This window comes from Verrucomicrobium spinosum DSM 4136 = JCM 18804, from assembly GCF_000172155.1.
Lineage (GTDB): Bacteria > Verrucomicrobiota > Verrucomicrobiia > Verrucomicrobiales > Verrucomicrobiaceae > Verrucomicrobium > Verrucomicrobium spinosum.
In genome coordinates, this window is record NZ_ABIZ01000001.1 from 3,499,426 (window position 1) to 3,516,045 (window position 16,620).

A 16,620-nucleotide genomic window follows, 5' to 3' on the forward strand; every position below is an offset into this window, starting at 1 on the left:
AAGCCATGCCGCTGGCACACCATTTCCTGCTTCCCCATTTTATTCCATGAACAACCGGATTCTCCACTTCTACCGTGGCTCTGCCGTCGCCACTCTGGTGACCGCCCTCGTCATTCCACATGCACTCGATGCAGGTCCCCGGGGTGGCAGTGTCCATCGCAGTGTGAATCGGAGCACGCATGTGCACGCCAGCGGTGGCTATAATCGCTCGCATGTGGATGTAAATCGCAATGTCCACCGTGACACACACGTGAACGTGGACCGTCGGCATCAGGATATTGATATCCATAGAGACGTGCATCGCGATGTTGATATTGATGTTCACAACCGGTACTATGGTCGCTCCGGCTTTGTCGCGGGTGCTGTGACCGGCCTTGCCGTGGGGGCCGCTATTGCCACCTTGCCACGTGGCTATCGGACCGTCTATGTAGGCAGCGTCCCCTATGCCTATTCTGGTGGAGTGTACTATCAGTCTGCCGCCTCGGGCTACGTCGTGGTGGATCCACCGGTGGGGGCAATCATCCCTGAACTGCCTGCGGGTGCGGTGGTGACGGTCAGAAGCGGAGTAAACTACTATGTGGTGAACCAGGTGTATTACCAGCCCGTGATTGTGAGCGGTGTCACCCAGTACAGGGTCGTGAGGTTCTAGATATTAGTTGCCTGCTTTGTGAAGCCCAAGGTGCCACGCATGAAGCCAGTTGCCAGGGCGAGACACGCAAGTGGATGTCATCCCGGGAGTCCATTGATTGGCTTTTCGAGGAACCTAGGTGGAAAAAACAAGTCAAGTAGATCTGTAGCTTACCTCTCATGAAACTCCCGTTCCCTCCTCCTTTTACCAGGAGTCTTCTGCTTGCCGCCATGGTCTCTGCCAGCGTTCAGGCGGCTCCTCCATCTCCTTCAGCAGGTGCCACCGTGCTTACACATGCTGAAGGCGCAAACAGTGCAGATGATCTTGCGAAGAAACTGTCCAATCCCGTCTCGTCACTCATCAGCCTGCCGTTCCAGAGCAACTTCGATTTTGGATATCCCGATGACGGGTTCCGGTATCTGATGAACATCCAGCCGGTGGTGCCCATCGCCTTGAGTGACGAGTGGAATTTGATCTGGCGCACCATCTTGCCCGTGATCAGCCAAGAGGATGTCATACGCGGTTCTTCTCAATCCGGGTTGGGGGATACGACGATGAGCTTCTTCTTTTCCCCGGCGCAGCCCACGGCCTCTGGAGTCACTTGGGGCGTGGGGCCGGCGCTGTTGCTGCCCACGGCGACGGATGACTTGTTGGGGACGGAGAAATGGGGGGCTGGCCCTACCTTCGTTGTCCTGAGGCAACAGGGGAGTCTTACCTATGGCATGCTGGCAAATCACCTCTGGTCGTACGCGGGAGAGGATGATCGCAACGATGTCTGCTCAACTTTTCTCCAGCCGTTCATTTCCGTGGGGCTGGGCAAGGGGGCGACTATCACCCTGAACTCAGAAACCAGCTATGACTGGGAAGGGGAGCAATGGACGGTGCCGATCAACCTGGTTTACAGCAAGGTCCTTAAGATCAGAGGCCAGATGTTACAGTGGCAGATCGGTGGGCGAGTTTATGCCGAGGCACCGGACGATGGCCCTGAGTGGGGCGTGCGTACGGGTCTGGTCTTCCTGTTTCCGAAGTGAGAATCGTTCCATTTTGCGGTCACCATTCAAACCGGGGATGGCCGGCCTCCTCAGCCCACCCGCAACTCCAATCCCGTCCCCAAACAGAGCAGGCTTTCAGTAGCATGACACACACACATACCCAAAGGAAGACGGACTTAAAAGCACGAGCATATGAAACAACATGTATTCCTTGCCGCTCTATGCGGTCTCCTAACCATGGCCTCGGCAGGCGCGCAGGCCAAGAAGCCCAACATTCTTGTCATTTGGGGCGACGACATAGGCACCTGGAACATCAGTCATAACAATCGCGGCATGATGGGCTATCAAACGCCGAACATTGACCGCATTGCCAAAGAGGGGCTCTCATTTACCGACTACTACGGACAGCAAAGTTGCACGGCAGGTCGGGCGGCATTTATCGGCGGTGGCGTGCCGGTGCGCACAGGAATGACCAAAGTAGGGGTCCCCGGGGCGAAGGAAGGCTGGCAGAAAACTGATGTCACCATGGCCACAGTGCTGAAAAGCCAGGGCTATGCGACGGCGCAGTTCGGCAAAAACCATCAGGGTGATCGGGACGAACACCTCCCCACCCAGCATGGGTTCGATGAGTTCTTCGGCAATCTCTACCATCTAAATGCGGAGGAGGAGCCTGAGAATCGCGACTATCCGAAGAGCCCGGAGTTCAAGAAGAAGTTCGGGCCGCGGGGCGTCGTCAAGGCAACTGCCGATGGCAAGATTGAGGACACTGGTCCGCTGACAAAGAAGCGGATGGAGACGATCGATGCGGAAAGCGTCGCGGCAGCCAAGGAATTCATCCAGCGCCAGCACAAGGCCGGAAAGCCGTTTTTTTGCTGGTGGAATGCGACGCGTATGCACTTCCGGACGCACGTGAAGGAGGAACACAAGGGCCTCTCGGGCCCAAGCGGGGACGAATATCACGACGGGATGGTGGAGCACGACCTGCAGGTGGGTGAGCTGCTTAAGCTGATCGACGAGCTAGGTCTTGCGGAGAATACCATTGTACAGTACTCGACCGACAATGGACCGCACTTCAACACCTGGCCGGATGCGGGGAATACCCCTTTCCGCAGTGAGAAGAACTCCAACTGGGAAGGGGCCTACCGCGTGCCGTGCTTTGTGCGGTGGCCTGGCCATTTCCCGGCAGGCATTACTCTGAACGGCATCGTATCCCACGAGGACTGGTTGCCCACGTTTGCTGCTGCTGCCGGAGTGCCGGACATTGCGGAGAAACTCAAGGTAGGCGTGGAGCTCAATGGTCGAAAGTATAAAAACTACATCGATGGGACCAACCTACTCGACTATTTGACCGGCAAAACGAAGGAATCTCCCCGCAGCGAATTCATCTACGTGAACGATGATGGACAGGTGGTGGCCATCCGGTACGACGACTGGAAAGTTGTCTTCCTTGAAAATCGCGCCCATGCCTTTGAAGTCTGGCGAGAACCATTCACGGAATTGCGGGTGCCGCTCCTGTTCAACCTGCGTCGCGATCCCTTCGAAAAAGCACAACACAGTGCAAACGTGTACAACGACTGGTTCCTCGAGCGCGCCTTTGTCTGCGTGCCTCTCCAGGCTCTGGCCGCGAGGTTCCTGCAGTCCATGAAGGACTATCCGCCGAGCCAGACACCCGGCTCCTTCAATCTGGAAAAAATCCAGAAGACCCTTGAAGCCGCAGCCAGTGGTAGTTAGTCAAGTGCAGGCAAGAGAGTGTCGCCGGAATGGGCGACGCTCTTTTGGGGCTCCCTCCCGCCTCTTCGCACCATGAAGACAATTGTCGCGCACATTCCAACGGTCACCTTTATGACAGGGATCAAAGCGGCCATGATGCTGGCTCTGACCGTTCCTCCCTGTTTGCATGCCCAGACCTTTGACCGGTCACTGCATGCTAGGGAAAACATGGAGGCCGCAATCCCACGGCCTGACCAGGACGAGGCCGTGGCGGGAAAGCTGGCCGCACAGGAAAGGAAAACGGGGAGGAAGCCCAATATCCTGTGGATCGTGGTAGATGACATGGGCTATGGCGACCCCGGATGCTATGGCGGCGGGGCGATCACGGGAGCGTCCACGCCGAACATCGACCGTCTGGCGGCGGGTGGCTTGAAGCTGACTTCCTGCTATGCACAGCACACCTGCACGCCCACACGCTCGGCCATTCTCACAGGCCGGCTGCCGGTGCGCACGGGACTCACCCGCCCCATCCTTGCGGGTGACAAAGTCATGAAGAATCCCTGGGATGGTGAAACGAGCCTGCCCAAGTTGCTCAGTGACGCGGGTTACTTCACCATGCTGACTGGCAAGTGGCACGTTGGCGAGAGCAAGGGCATGCGCCCGCATGACATTGGGTTCGATGAATATTACGGATACTATCCTGCCCAAAAGGAAATCTCCCAGCGTTTCGATGTGCGGAGATACCCCGGCCTGGTGCTCGATCCTGAGCGGCTGGCAGCGTTTGAGGCTGTGGGGCCGTCGGATTTTCTCACTCATGGCTTCAAAGGGGGCGAGACAAAAGAACTGGCGCAGATCAAAACCATTGAGGATATGGGGCGGGCAGACAGCGTCCTCATAGAGCACACGCTAAAGCGAATTGGAGAATTGGCGAAGGGCGACAAACCTTTCTTCATCGAGCATTGCTTCATGAAGGTACACTGCGACAACTTTGCCAATCCTGACTTTGTTGGGGAGAGTGAAGCGAAGTACCCCTACAAGGATGCGGTGCATGAGGTGGATCTGCATGTGGGAGCACTCGTGAAGGCTCTGGAGGACGCGGGAGTGCAGGGGAACACCTTTGTGTTCTTTACGTCTGACAACGGGCCGCAGATGGATGCCTGGCCTGATGCCGGATACACTCCGTTTCGCGGAGCCAAAGGCACCACCTATGAAGGCGGGGTGCGGGTGCCAGGTATCGCGTATTGGAAAGGAATGATCGCTCCAGGGCGCATAAGTGATGACGTGTTCGACCTGATGGATCTCTTTGGTGTCGCTTTAAGTCTGGCCGGAGTCTCAATGGACAGGCTGCCTCCGGATCGATACTATGACTTTGTGGATCAAACGTCATTCCTTCTCCATGATTATGGGCTGACCCGGCGTGAAGCCGTGTATTTTTGGTGGGGCAAGGAACTTATGGCCTGCCGGATGAAGGAGTTCAAAGCACATCTAAAGGTCATCATTCCGCAGGCGCCCCATATGTACATCGATTTGTCGCTGATTCAGGACGTTGGACTCGCACCATGGTACTTCAATCTCTATCTTGACCCCAAGGAGGAGATGACGGTGGGCCATCGGCTTGATCCTTGGATGGCCACAGTTGTGGGCAAGCTCAAGACTCACGCTGCCACCTTCAGAACGTACCCGCCGAAAAATGTGGGGCTGTGAGTTCAAGATCATACTATTATCAGCCAAAGCCGCCGCATCCTTTGCCGAACACCATGAATCTATTACCAGTTACCCTGGCCATCTTGTTGGGATCTTCCTGGACGGCGTCTGCTGCCGACAAACGAACGGCTCCACCCGAGCTTGGGGATCTGGCGGGGGCTGAAGCCAAGGCATTCTACCTCGGGCTGGATGCGGTGATCTGGGGCTATCCGGCGGTCTTTTTCGAAGATCTGATGCTGGAGCGCACCCAGCCGGAGATTGTAAGAAAAGGCAATCCTCAATCGCTCGTGAATCAATTTGGGCACGTGCGTGAGCTGCGGGGGCCGGAGTTTACGCAGATTGCAACTCCCAACAACGACACTCTTTATTCCCAGGCCTTTTGCGATGTGTCGCGCGAGCCGCTCATTCTTTCCGTGCCGAAGGTGGACGACAAGAGGTACTACGCAATGCAATTTTGGGATCCGAATGGCGACACCTTCGGCTATGTCGGCACCCGAACGACGGGGCGCGAGGTGGGTCACTATGGACTCGTGGGGCCCGGCTGGAAAGGGGAGCTGCCTGCGGGTGTGAAGCGTATTGACTGCCCCTACAACGGCTTCGTCTCATGGGGGCGAACCGGAGTGAATGGACCGGAGGATGTGCCGAATGCCCGTGCCATTCAGGACCAGCTCCTGCTAACCCCGCTCAGTCGCTTTGGCAAAGCTGGAGCGCCAGTTGTGCCAGACGAGAGTTTTTCCAGGCAACGCGTCACCTTCTCCGTGCCGGAGGATCTGCCAGAGGAGCTCCTTTTTTTCTTCAAGCTGGCCCGCGCCTTGAGATTTACACCTCCCAAAGCCGGTCAGGATGATGTGATTGCTGCCAGCCTTGCCAAGATTGGTTTCAAAGATGGAAACACGGTTTTTGACTATCACCATCTGACTGCGGGGCAGAAGCGCGGGCTTGCCAAAGCCTACCAGTTTGGTCAGCACCTCATGGATGTAGAAGCGGAGACCACCGGGCAAACCGTTCGGGGCTGGCGGTGGAGCCCCAAGTCGGGGATTCTTGGTACTGACTATCTTTTCCGCGCAGCATGGGCCAAGTGGTTCACTGGCGGCAACGCTCCCGAGGAAGCAATTTACATGGATGGGCGAAATGACGACACGGGGCAGCCGTTTGATGGGAAGAAGCGCTATGTAATGCACTTCGAAAAGGAATCGCTGCCGAAGGTCTCAGCCTTCTGGTCGATTTCTATGTATCACCTGTCGGACGGTTCCTTCGTTGAGAACTCCATCAAACGCTATTCCATCGGAGATAGGACTCCGGGGCTGACTGCGAACGAAGATGGTTCGCTAACGCTGTACATTCAACACGATCCTCCGGAAAGTGCCACGCAGAAGGCCAATTGGCTCCCAGCACCCAAAGGAGGCTTCTATCTGAACCTCCGACTCTACGGGCCAGATGACAGCCTGCAGACTGGCGTCTGGGCACCTCCTCCTGTAACGCCCGTCAAGTGACATCGAGGCCCAAGGTGCCAACTTCAGAAGGTGCCCGCCGAAGAATATAGGGTGGTTACTTTGCCCGCCCTCCCAATTGCAACACCACCTGAGCCAGTCTCCTTTGATGAACAATCGCTTCTTCTCATGTACAGTGATCGCTCTGGCGACGGTGGCCCTGGCCGGGTGTAACACCTACTCCATCGCAACCCAAAAGAGGCCGGTCCACCGTTCGAGCACGGTTGCTGGACAATACATTGACCGGGCCGGGAAACGTGATGGCTCCGGACCTGAGGCCCAGATTGGGATCTATCTGGATGCCGCTGCCGCCGCGACTAAAGTGCTTGCGAATGCTCCTTCCGAAGTACAGGCACGTGCCGACTACAACTTCGCGGTGGCGCGTATCTTTGACATCATTGACGCCGCCGGGCTGAAGCCCTGGTCGGCGCCTTTGCGATGTCCAGGAGCCACGCACGAATGGTTTCTCTCGCTGAAGTCAAACTCGCAGCCGGATCAAAGCCCTGCCCACTACCAGCTCGTTCCGGCAGATCGCTATTCATTCAAAGGCAGGCTGGTGGTGGAGCAGGCTGACAAGGAAGGGGTGGGGGCGGCACTCGTGGCCAAGAGCAAGGTGCCAGATGCCACAAAGATCGATCCCTTCGCGCAAGGAAAACACGTTTACTATGGCATCACGGGGCTGGTGGACATCTTGGGGGTAAATGCCACGCTCAGGGTGGTGGACCCACTTGCCCAAGAAACGGTCGTGATGCAGGGGCGCACGTATCCTCTGGCCGCAAACTTCACCGCTCCCATTGCTCTTGCTCTGGCGGAATTGAAGCCGCGCAAGCGTGAGTTGCGCGGTCTCTTCAAGCCCGACGAGTTCACTAGCGGCCCGCGGTTGGCAAGACTCCAGCCCTATGACCCGAAGAAGATTCCAATTCTCTGCATCCACGGGCTCGGCGATTCGCAGGCCACCTGGGCACCGATGATTGAGTCGCTGCGCGCCGACCCGGTCATCCGGCAGAACTATCAAATTTGGTTTTTCAGCTATGCGTCTGGCTATCCCTATCCCGCCAGCGCGGCCTTCCTGAGGACGCAGCTTGACCTGATCAATGCCCGCTATCCGGACCACAAACGCATCGTGGTCATTGGACATAGCATGGGCGGCATGATCAGCCGCACGCTCATGACGGACAGTGGCATGAAACTCTGGTATGCCACCTATGAGAAGCCACCTGCGGAAACACCTTTCGCAGAGGAGAGCACGCGCCAATTGATGGCAAAAGCACTCATCTTTGAGCACCGCCCTGAGATCTCGCGCGTCATCTTTGCCTCGCCGTCACATAGAGGGGCGGACATGGCCACCAATTTCTTTGGCCGCCTGGGCTCCAAGATCATCGGTGGCCCGAGGAATCTGCTGATGGGGGATACCAGCGCCCTGGATCTCGCCAGGCCCGGCTCATCCGGCTCCCAGTTGAAGAAGATGCCAAACAGCATTGATTTCCTCGATCCTGACAACCGCTTTGTGAGGAATCTCGCCGAGTTGCCGCTCGCCCCCGGGATCCCGTATCACACCATCATAGGTGATCGCGGGAAGGGCGGGAATAAGGATCGCACCCCGCCAGTGAGCTCTGATGGCATCGTGCCTTACTGGAGCAGTCATCTGGACGGTGCCCAGAGCGAGCTCATCATCCCCAGTGGGCATTGGAGCAACCAGCACCCCCGGGGCATCGCGGAGGTCAACCGTATTTTGCGTCTGCATCTGGAGGAGGATTGAGGCTCTCCCAATGGCGCAACGTTCCAAGCCACCTCCTGATCATTTTGCATCGCATTGCCCCATGAACACTTCTGCGAAAAATCTTGTTGCCAACCTGGGCGCGCTTTTTGTCGCAGCAGGCATCTCCGCGCAGGACAAGAAGCCGAACATCCTCGTCATCATGGGAGATGACATCGGCTAGTGGAATATCAGCGCCTCTCACCAGCACCCATTCATCGCCCGGACACCACCAAGATTTTATGAGAGCTTTGATACCCTTTCTCACGCTTTGGTGCGTGGCCGCCGGGACTCTGCCTGCAGCCACTCCGGGCGATGGATCAGTGCTGCCATTTCCTCCTGCTCCCATGGCGGGGGAGGCGAAGCCGCGGCTACAGGACTCTACCATGAAGTGGCCTGACGAGCCGCAACGTCTTCCCAAGGATGCGCCAAGCATTCTCATCGTGCTCATCGATGATGTGGGCTTTGGCGTGGCGGAAACCTTCGGAGGTGAGGTGCATACGCCCACGCTCACCAAGCTGGCGAATGAAGGGTTGCGGTACAACCGGTTTCACACCACCTCGATCTGCTCTCCCACTCGTGCCTCATTGCTCACGGGGCGCAATCACACAAGGGTGGGATCAGGCACCATCGCGGAGCGGGCCGTGGCGTTCGATGGCTATACGGGCATCATTCCCAGAACGGCCGCCACGCTCGCGGAGGTCCTGAAGCAATATGGTTATCATACGTCAGCCTTTGGCAAATGGCACAACACGCCCGCCACGGAGACCACCGCCATCGGCCCGAAGGATCGCTGGCCCAATGGGTACGGATTCGAATATTTCTACGGGTTTCTCGCGGGTGAGACCTCACAGTGGGAGCCTCGGCTCGTGGAGAATTATGATGCGGTGGAACCGCCCCATGATGACCCCAGGTACCACCTCACGGAGGACATGGTGCAGAAGGCGCTCGAATGGCTCGACAAGCGCGAGTCCTTCGCCCCGGACAAGCCCTTTCTCATGTACTGGGCCCCCGGTGGGGTGCATGGCCCGCATCACATCTTTCCCGAGTGGGCGGACAAGTACAAAGGCAAATTCAATGATGGATGGGATGCCTATCGAGAACGCGTGCACAAGCGCCAGCTTGAGAGGGGTATCATTCCTCCTGGCACCAAGCTCACGCCGCGTGATGAAACCATGACCGCCTGGAAGGACATTCCCGAAAACCAGCGAGCCTTCCAGCAGCGTGGCATGGAGCTCTTTGCTGGCTATGTGGAGCACACAGATGCGCAGGTGGGGCGCCTGGTTGCTGGACTGGAGAAACGCGGGCTGCGGGAGAACACGCTCATCTTCTACATCTGGGGCGACAATGGCTCTAGCGCGGAGGGCCAGCAGGGGTCGATCAGCGAGTTGCTTGCCCAGAACAACATCCCCAATACGGTGGAGCAGCAAATCGCCGCGCTGGAGAAGCTGGGAGGGCTTGCTGCCCTGGGCTCTTCAAAGACGGACAACATGTACCACTCAGGATGGGCGTGGGCGGGAGGCACCCCTTTCAAGGCGACAAAACTCGTGGCCTCCCACTTTGGCGGGACACGCAACCCCCTGGTTGTTTCCTGGCCCAAGGGTATCAAGCCAGACAAGGCCATCCGCAGTCAGTTCGCCCATGTCATAGACATCGCACCGACCCTCTATGAAGTGCTCGGGATCCTGCCGCCGAAGGTGGTGAATGGTCAGGAGCAGATCCCGCTCGACGGAATGAGCTTTGCCTCCACCTTTACCAAGGCGGATGCACCTGCGGCAAAGACGGTGCAGTTCTTCGACAACAATGGCAGTCGTGCCATCTACAAGGAGGGCTGGTACGCTTGCACCTTTGGTCCCTTCATCCCCTGGAACACGCCGGCATCTGCGCCGCGGATTGCCAAGTGGGACTCCGCCGCTGACGAGTGGGAGCTCTACGATTTGACGAGGGACTTCTCGCAAGCGGACGATCTGGCAAAGCGGAGGCCGGACAAGCTTGCGGAACTGAAGCAGGAATTCCTGACGCTGGCAGAGGACAACAAGGACTTTCCCATTGGGGCGGGCAACTGGCTGCGGCTGCATCCTGCCGACCGGATCCAGACCTCCTACACAAGCTGGACTTTCAACCGCAATACCCGTCGGATGCCGGAGTTCGCTGCGCCAGGCATTGGTCGGCAGAGCAATGCCATCACCATCGATGTGGAAGTTAAAGAAGGGGCGAGTGGCGTGCTATACGCGCTCGGTGGCTCAGGGGGCGGGGTCACGTGTTACCTCGACAGGGGCCATCTCGTGTACCTCTATAACATGATGATCATCGAGCAATACGCAGCCCGAAGCGAGATCCAGCTTCCCGCTGGCAAGCACAAAATTGAAGTGCTCACCCACATTGCCGGACTGGCCAAAGGGGGGGCAGTCACTCTTCAGGTGAATGGAAGGGAGGTGGGAAGAGCGGAGCTGAAGCGCACCGTGCCCGCGGCGTTTTCCGCCAGCGAGACTTTTGATGTCGGCGTGGACCTGGGCTCGACGGTAGCCCTCGACTACTTCGACAAGCGTCCGTTTGCCTTCGAAGGGGAGATCCACGCAATAAAAGTGGCGTTGACGAAGTGAGCCCATTCGGTTGCCGATCCTCGGAATTCGATCTCCCACCAAAACCAACCACCTGCTCATCTGGTTGCTCGTGCTGATGCTCGCAGTTTGTGCCGATTCCTCTGACCGATTCCTGGTTCAGGAGGCAGACAGAAACAAAGACAGGCGTTTGGCCCTCGCTGAGGTCAACCCGGTGACCCTGCCCCGCCTGTTCAACCGCTATGACATCAACGGAGATGGCACCGTGACGCTCTTGCCTAAGAACCTGTTTGGATAAAAACAGCCGGGTGTCGCAGGTTCAAATAAGGGAATGAGATGGGAGCGGCTTCGCCGAGCCTGAGGACTGCCCCTCCGGGTTGCGGTCCTTTTGAGCCTGGACGGCGTTGCTCATCGGTTGTGAATCTCGATTCACGTCCTCTTCGCGCTTTTTCCAGACTCAAAATGCCTCGCAACACACCCAGCGCTTTCAGCCAAACAGGTTCCAAGGGGCACCCGCCGGGGAGCCTCGGGGCAGAGGTTAGTGCTGACGGGAGGCGAAAAGCCAGTCCCGCCCCGGGCCCTGCCTTTTGGGAGGCTCGTGAGAGAAGGGCTAGCGCGGATCGCGGCCCGTCATTTCAACGAACTGCTGGCGAAGGCTGTGGCAGCGCTCGGACCAGGCACCCACCTCACGCTGCAATTCCATCACCTGCTTTTCCAACCACAGACAACGTTGTTTGAGGTTTGCGTTGGCTTCGCCGGTGCCGAACTCTTCGCCATACCCAAGGCTGATTTCCTGGGTGCCGCGCACCCGGTGGGGACTGGCCTTGAAAAAGGGGAGTTCGCTGAGACGGGTTTTGGTGCCTTCCAGGGTGTTGATGACGGAGACGTTTTCGTCGATCTCACCCGTGGCGAGGAACTCCTGCAGCGTTCCGACGCTCGTGGGGCCGTAGAGGAAGTTGTCAGACATCTCCACCAGCCAGTCCATCTGAAGGGCTGTTACCATCGGAGCCCGCATCCACGTCCGGCGCTCATCATTGGAGACGCGATCCATGGGGGAGATCTTGGCTTCGGCAGCCCAGATCCTCAACTGGTCCAGAGGGGCGGGTCCAAAGATCTCGTTGCCTGCCACTTTAAGGAGATACCAGTGATTGCCATCCATAAAAAACATCCTAACGGAAACGCGGTTGGCGAGCCAAGACAAAAATGTTGGCTCACGAGAGGCGTATTATTTTCATGATGGTTTTACGTGCGGCTTTTGACTATGCTTTATTCATGGGCGAGCAGTTTTTCCAGGTTACGCGGCAGAGGGCAGGGTTTGCGGCGCTGTGTGTCGCCTTCCTGACTGGCTGCGCGGGGGTACCCATGTCTGATGCTCCCCCTGGTGCCCATCTCAGTGGTCTGCCGCAGAGGGGGGAGAAGGTGGATGCCGCCTCGGTGCTCTCCATGACCTTTGAGGAGGCCAAGAAGGTGAGCCCGAAGAGCCTGGAAATCCCTCCCTTTTACAAGGTGGCTGCTGATGAAATTACCGTGCTCAAGTCCGACGCCGCCGGGCAGCCCCTCCGGGTGCGAGCCCGCGGCAAGGTCTATATGCAGGTGGATTTTCGCGAACAATTGCGGACGCTGGGGCAGGAGGCCTACATCGAAAGTGGTGGTGAGCTTATTGTGAGGGGCAAGCCGTTGTTGCAGCGGGGGCGCAGTGTGGTGGAGGGCTTGAGCGACTACACTGTCTTTTATATTAGAGGTCTGCGTCTCCAGGTGATCGGCAGTCACCGAAAGTCCTCGCAGGATGCCACAGGGACACCGGTGGTGATGCCTGAGTGGAAGCGTTCATGGAAGGAGGGGCCCAATCCGCTGTTGCCGGCGCTCTCGCCTGAGGATGTGCCCAAAGAGATCCGGTCCAGCCCGCTGCTTCCCCCCGTGGAAGGAGCCAGTGACATCCCGCAGATGCTGCCCCCGGAGACTCCTCCTCCTCCTCTGAAATCCAAGAGCACTCCGGTGGATGCGGTGGAGACTTCAGAGGACAAGCCCGCTCCGACTGACGCTCCTTAGCCGCGACAAGGTGAGGTGGCTCAGGTTATTTCCGGTCTCCAGGCAAGAATGGCGCTTCAAGGCACGCATTGGTGCTATGAAATGTCGTGCACTATTTCTGGCCGGTTGGATGCTGCTGGCCGCGGGAGGGGCTGCATGGGCTCAAGAGAACAGTGGCTGGAAGGCGGCCGCTGCGTCCTCCAAGATCACGCCCAACGGGCCCATGTGGATGGCGGGGTATGCCTCGCGCACCAATCCCTCTGAAGGGGTGACCCAAGATCTTTTTGCGAAGGTGCTGGTACTGGAGGACGACCAGGGCGGCCGGTTCGTGACTCTGACCATGGATCTTATTGGCATTCCGGCCTCGCTGCGAAGCTCAGTAGTGGAGGCATTGCAGCAGCAGCATCGGCTCCCATCAGAGAGGGTGTTTATGAACTGCTCCCATACCCATTGCGGGCCGGAGTTCAGGGTGGGGAAGTCTCTTTACCTGGAGGTGATGGATCACGGCGACAATCGCGGCGCCGAGTACGGCACCTGGCTGGCGGGCGAACTGGTGCGGCTCACGGGCGAGGCGATCGGACGGCTTGCACCTGCAAAGGTGGGGGTCACCCATGCCAGGTGCGGTTTTGCCATGAACCGCCGGCTGCCCACCCGGCTGGGGTACAAGAATAGCCCGTATCCAGATGGTCCGGTGGATCAGTCGGTGCCGGTGCTGGAGGTGCAGGCGGCAGATGGCAAGTTGCTGGCAGTCATGTTTGGCTATGCCTGTCACAATACCACTCTAAGCTTTCAGCAGTTTTGCGGGGACTATGCTGGCTATGCGCAGGAGTATCTGGAGGAGGCGCATCCTGGAACGGTGGCCCTTTTTGTGATGGGTTGTGGGGGTGATCAAAATCCCTACCCACGGGGCAAACTGGAACTCGCCCAGCAGCATGGGCGGGCTCTTGCAAATGCGGTCGAGGCGGCGCTCACCGTCACGCAGAAACAAGCGGTCAAGGGACCTGTGAAAGTGGCCATGGGGAATGTGGCCCTCCCTTTCGCGCTCCCGCCGCCCAAGACAGAGCTGGAAAAGATGGCAGCTTCCAAGAACCGCTGGGAGGCGGCTCATGCGAGCCTGCAACTCAAGAAGCTGGAGGTGGAAGGCAAGCTGGCCGAGAGCTATGACTACCCCGTGCAAGTCGTGAAGCTCGGCTCTGACTTCACCCTGGTCGCTCTGGCAGGAGAGGTGGTGGTGGACTACGCATTGAGATTGAAGCGGGAGCTGACCACAGAATCCACCATCTGGGTGGCAGGCTACTCCAATGACGTGATGGGCTACATTCCCAGTCGCCGTGTGCTGGAAGAAGGCGGGTATGAAGCTGGCGGGGCCATGCTCTACACGGCTCATCCTGGCCCCTGGAGACCTGAGGTGGAAGAGCTGATCATTGGCAAAGTTCACGAATTGCACCGGCAGTTGGCTGAGTGATATTCCGGGAGACGCCGTTACTCTCTACGCATTCTTTTGCGCCTTAACACCCATGCATAATCGTCGCGACTTTTTACTTGCCACCCTCCAAGGTGCCGGGGCCTTGGCTTTGCCCTTGGCCACTGCTTCTGCCGCACCGGCCACAAGTGTTGATCCCAAGCACAAGTTTTGCTTCTTCACCAAGCATCTGCAGGGGCTCAGCTTTGAGGAGATCGCCTCCCATGCCGCACAACTCGGAGTGGACGGGATCGAAGCACCCGTGAGACCCAAAGGACACGTGGAGCCCGAGCGGGTGGAGGAAGATCTGCCCAAGCTGATCGAGCAGCTCAAGAAGCACAATCTGGAGATGACGATCCTCACCTCCGGCATCAATGAGGTTTCTGCGGAGCAGAACACGGAGAAGGTGCTGCGGACAGCCAAAGCTCTCGGAGTGGCCCGGTACCGCATGAACTACTGGAAGTATGACCTGAAGCAGCCCATCTGGCCCCAGTTGGACAAAATCAAAGCCGGGGTGAAGGATCTCATAGTCCTAAGCAAGGAGATAGGAATTCAGCCTCTCTTCCAGAACCACCACGGCAAAGATTATGTGGGAGCTCCGGTATGGGATGTGGCCACGCTGATGCGCGACTATCCCGCAGACGACTGGGCCTTTGCCTTCGACATCCTGCATGCTTCAGTGGAAGGCGGAACTTCCTGGCCTATTGAACTGCGACTGGTGCAAGACAGGATCGGCGCGGCTTATTTCAAAGACTACCAGTGGACCGGCGGCAAGGCAGAGGTGGTGCCATTGGGAGAAGGGATGGCACCGGGCAAGGAGTATGCAAAACTGCTCAAAGCAGGCGGTTATGCCGGTCCCGTCAGTCTGCATGTGGAGTACATCAAGAATAAACTCGTCACCAAAGAAGACGTGCAGAAGGCATTTGAGGCCACGCGGCGTGATCTGGCCGTATTGAGAGAATGGTGGTCATAGAGCAAAAACGCGGTGAGGCACGACTGATGCTCATGAAGAAGGCTTACATGCGAATCCAGCAGGCAGGCTACATCCTCATGAGCACACTCCTGATTGTGGGAGGGTCTCCCGCCGCGGACTGGCCCCAGTTTCTGGGTCCCAACCGGGATGGCGCGTCGGCTGATAGTGAGCAGATGATCAAGGGATTTGCTTTCTCCGGTGTGAAGTTCCGCTGGAAGCATCCTGTTGGCACCGGATTCGCCGGTCCCGTGGTGGCGGGGAATCGGGTGATTCTTTTCCATCGGATCAACGATCAAGCCATCGTGGAGTGTGTGGATGCCGCTACAGGAACTGAAGAATGGCGCTACACCTACGCCAATGCCTTCAAAGACAGCTTCGGATTCGACAACGGTCCGCGCGCCTGCCCGACAGTGGCGCAGGGCAAAGTGATCATTCATGGAGCTGAGGGTACGGTGCAGGCCCTGGACCTCACGACGGGGAAGCGGCTCTGGGGATTCGACACGGTGAAGGAACTCAACTCCCCCCAGGGTTTTTTTGGAAGAGCATGCGCACCTTTGGTCACAGAAGGGAAGGTGATCATGGAAGCGGGTGGATCCAACAGCAAGGGAGCGGCCGGCCTGATTGCCCTAAGTATCGACGATGGCCGCATTTTGTGGCAATGCCTCAAGGATGAAGCCAGCTATGCGGCACCCATCCTTAAACACGGAGGCGGGGCAACATTTCCCGCGATCATCGCCTGGATGCGCAATGACCTGGTGGTGGTCAATGCATTGGATGGAGGCGTGAAGTTTCAGCAGAGACTACGGTCAGAGGCGGATGCCTCGGTGAATGCCGCAACGCCGATCTGGTGTGGAGAGGACAAACTTTTCCTCACCGCTTGCTATGACGTGGGGGCCAGTTTGTGGCAATGGAAGCCGGAAGGCAAGTTCACCCGCCTCTGGAAGAAGGAGGACGTGCTGGATTCCCACTACAGCACGCCAGTGTACTATGACGGGTACCTCTACGGATTTCACGGCCGTCAGGAGTTTGGCCAGTCGATTCGTTGTGTCCGGGCGCAAGATGGCAAGGTGATGTGGGAGTCTGGTCGGGTAGCTGGCGGGACCCTGCTGCGGGTGCACGACACGTTGCTGGTGCTGACAGAGGCTGGAGAACTCTGGCTGGTGGATGCTTCCCCGACGAAGTTTAACCGCCATGGGCAGGAGCAGATTCTCCGTGGCGGCCACCGGTCGCATGGTGCTTTTTCAAATGGGGTGTTCTTTGCCCGCGATGACCGCCAAGTGGTTGCGGTGGACCTCCGCCCCCGTGAGGATTAGCCG

13 protein-coding genes are annotated in these 16,620 nt (G+C 58.0%); 12 read left to right on the forward strand and 1 reads right to left on the reverse strand.

Annotation, left to right across the window (positions count from 1 at the left end; all coding sequences use genetic code 11):
- The first annotated feature begins 46 nt into the window (after positions 1–46).
- The 8 genes from VSP_RS42270 to VSP_RS14125 all read left to right on the forward strand — a co-directional run bounded on the left by VSP_RS42270 (position 47) and on the right by VSP_RS14125 (position 11,139).
- A complete protein-coding gene (locus VSP_RS42270) occupies positions 47–649 on the forward strand; it encodes a DUF6515 family protein (RefSeq protein ID WP_009961361.1) in 603 nt (200 codons plus the stop codon).
- 209 nt (positions 650–858) lie between these two features.
- Complete coding sequence (locus VSP_RS14090) at positions 859–1,659, forward strand: hypothetical protein (protein ID WP_009961362.1); 801 nt, start codon at positions 859–861, stop codon at positions 1,657–1,659.
- 198 nt (positions 1,660–1,857) lie between these two features.
- Positions 1,858–3,351: an arylsulfatase gene (locus tag VSP_RS14095; protein ID WP_009961364.1), complete on the forward strand. Its 1,494-nt coding sequence runs from the start codon at positions 1,858–1,860 to the stop codon at positions 3,349–3,351.
- Between the two features lie 72 nt (positions 3,352–3,423).
- Positions 3,424–5,034 (forward strand): arylsulfatase, encoded by a 1,611-nt coding sequence (locus tag VSP_RS14100; RefSeq protein WP_157210900.1) that lies wholly within the window; start codon positions 3,424–3,426, stop codon positions 5,032–5,034.
- 53 nt (positions 5,035–5,087) lie between these two features.
- A complete protein-coding gene (locus tag VSP_RS14105; protein ID WP_009961367.1) occupies positions 5,088–6,527 on the forward strand; it encodes a DUF1254 domain-containing protein in 1,440 nt (479 codons plus the stop codon).
- A 106-nt stretch (positions 6,528–6,633) separates the two neighbouring features.
- Positions 6,634–8,283, forward strand: coding sequence for a lipase family alpha/beta hydrolase (locus VSP_RS14110; protein WP_009961368.1), 1,650 nt, complete (start codon positions 6,634–6,636; stop codon positions 8,281–8,283).
- Positions 8,284–8,522: 239 nt separating this feature from the next.
- Positions 8,523–10,883 (forward strand): arylsulfatase, encoded by a 2,361-nt coding sequence (locus tag VSP_RS14120; protein WP_029190440.1) that lies wholly within the window; start codon positions 8,523–8,525, stop codon positions 10,881–10,883.
- A gap of 70 nt (positions 10,884–10,953) precedes the next feature.
- Complete coding sequence (locus VSP_RS14125; protein ID WP_198141389.1) at positions 10,954–11,139, forward strand: EF-hand domain-containing protein; 186 nt, start codon at positions 10,954–10,956, stop codon at positions 11,137–11,139.
- 312 nt (positions 11,140–11,451) lie between these two features.
- Here VSP_RS14125 and VSP_RS14130 read toward each other — a convergent pair whose 3' ends face one another.
- Complete coding sequence (locus VSP_RS14130; protein ID WP_009961373.1) at positions 11,452–12,009, reverse strand: hypothetical protein; 558 nt, start codon at positions 12,007–12,009, stop codon at positions 11,452–11,454.
- A 194-nt stretch (positions 12,010–12,203) separates the two neighbouring features.
- Between VSP_RS14130 and VSP_RS14135 the strand changes: the two genes are divergently transcribed.
- From VSP_RS14135 to VSP_RS35390, 4 genes are all read left to right on the forward strand, one after another.
- Complete coding sequence (locus tag VSP_RS14135; protein ID WP_157210901.1) at positions 12,204–12,890, forward strand: hypothetical protein; 687 nt, start codon at positions 12,204–12,206, stop codon at positions 12,888–12,890.
- Between the two features lie 76 nt (positions 12,891–12,966).
- Positions 12,967–14,334: a neutral/alkaline non-lysosomal ceramidase N-terminal domain-containing protein gene (locus VSP_RS14140; protein ID WP_029190441.1), complete on the forward strand. Its 1,368-nt coding sequence runs from the start codon at positions 12,967–12,969 to the stop codon at positions 14,332–14,334.
- A gap of 52 nt (positions 14,335–14,386) precedes the next feature.
- Entirely contained in the window at positions 14,387–15,304 is a 918-nt protein-coding gene (locus VSP_RS35385; protein WP_009961376.1) for a sugar phosphate isomerase/epimerase family protein, read from the forward strand.
- Between the two features lie 32 nt (positions 15,305–15,336).
- Positions 15,337–16,617 (forward strand): outer membrane protein assembly factor BamB family protein, encoded by a 1,281-nt coding sequence (locus VSP_RS35390; protein ID WP_198141390.1) that lies wholly within the window; start codon positions 15,337–15,339, stop codon positions 16,615–16,617.
- Positions 16,618–16,620 lie beyond the last annotated feature (3 nt).

Excerpts from the sequence above, each read along its gene's own strand:
- VSP_RS42270 (WP_009961361.1), top strand. The coding sequence starts at position 47 with ATGAACAACCGGATTCTCCACTTCTACCGTGGCTCTGCCGTCGCCACT.
- VSP_RS14090 (WP_009961362.1), top strand. The coding sequence starts at position 859 with ATGGTCTCTGCCAGCGTTCAGGCGGCTCCTCCATCTCCTTCAGCAGGT.
- VSP_RS14095 (WP_009961364.1), top strand. The coding sequence starts at position 1,858 with ATGGCCTCGGCAGGCGCGCAGGCCAAGAAGCCCAACATTCTTGTCATT.
- VSP_RS14100 (WP_157210900.1), top strand. The coding sequence starts at position 3,424 with ATGAAGACAATTGTCGCGCACATTCCAACGGTCACCTTTATGACAGGG.
- VSP_RS14105 (WP_009961367.1), top strand. The coding sequence starts at position 5,088 with ATGAATCTATTACCAGTTACCCTGGCCATCTTGTTGGGATCTTCCTGG.
- VSP_RS14110 (WP_009961368.1), top strand. The coding sequence starts at position 6,634 with ATGAACAATCGCTTCTTCTCATGTACAGTGATCGCTCTGGCGACGGTG.
- VSP_RS14120 (WP_029190440.1), top strand. The coding sequence starts at position 8,523 with ATGAGAGCTTTGATACCCTTTCTCACGCTTTGGTGCGTGGCCGCCGGG.
- VSP_RS14130 (WP_009961373.1), bottom strand. The coding sequence starts at position 12,009 with ATGTTTTTTATGGATGGCAATCACTGGTATCTCCTTAAAGTGGCAGGC.
- VSP_RS14135 (WP_157210901.1), top strand. The coding sequence starts at position 12,204 with ATGTCTGATGCTCCCCCTGGTGCCCATCTCAGTGGTCTGCCGCAGAGG.
- VSP_RS14140 (WP_029190441.1), top strand. The coding sequence starts at position 12,967 with ATGAAATGTCGTGCACTATTTCTGGCCGGTTGGATGCTGCTGGCCGCG.
- VSP_RS35385 (WP_009961376.1), top strand. The coding sequence starts at position 14,387 with ATGCATAATCGTCGCGACTTTTTACTTGCCACCCTCCAAGGTGCCGGG.
- VSP_RS35390 (WP_198141390.1), top strand. The coding sequence starts at position 15,337 with ATGAAGAAGGCTTACATGCGAATCCAGCAGGCAGGCTACATCCTCATG.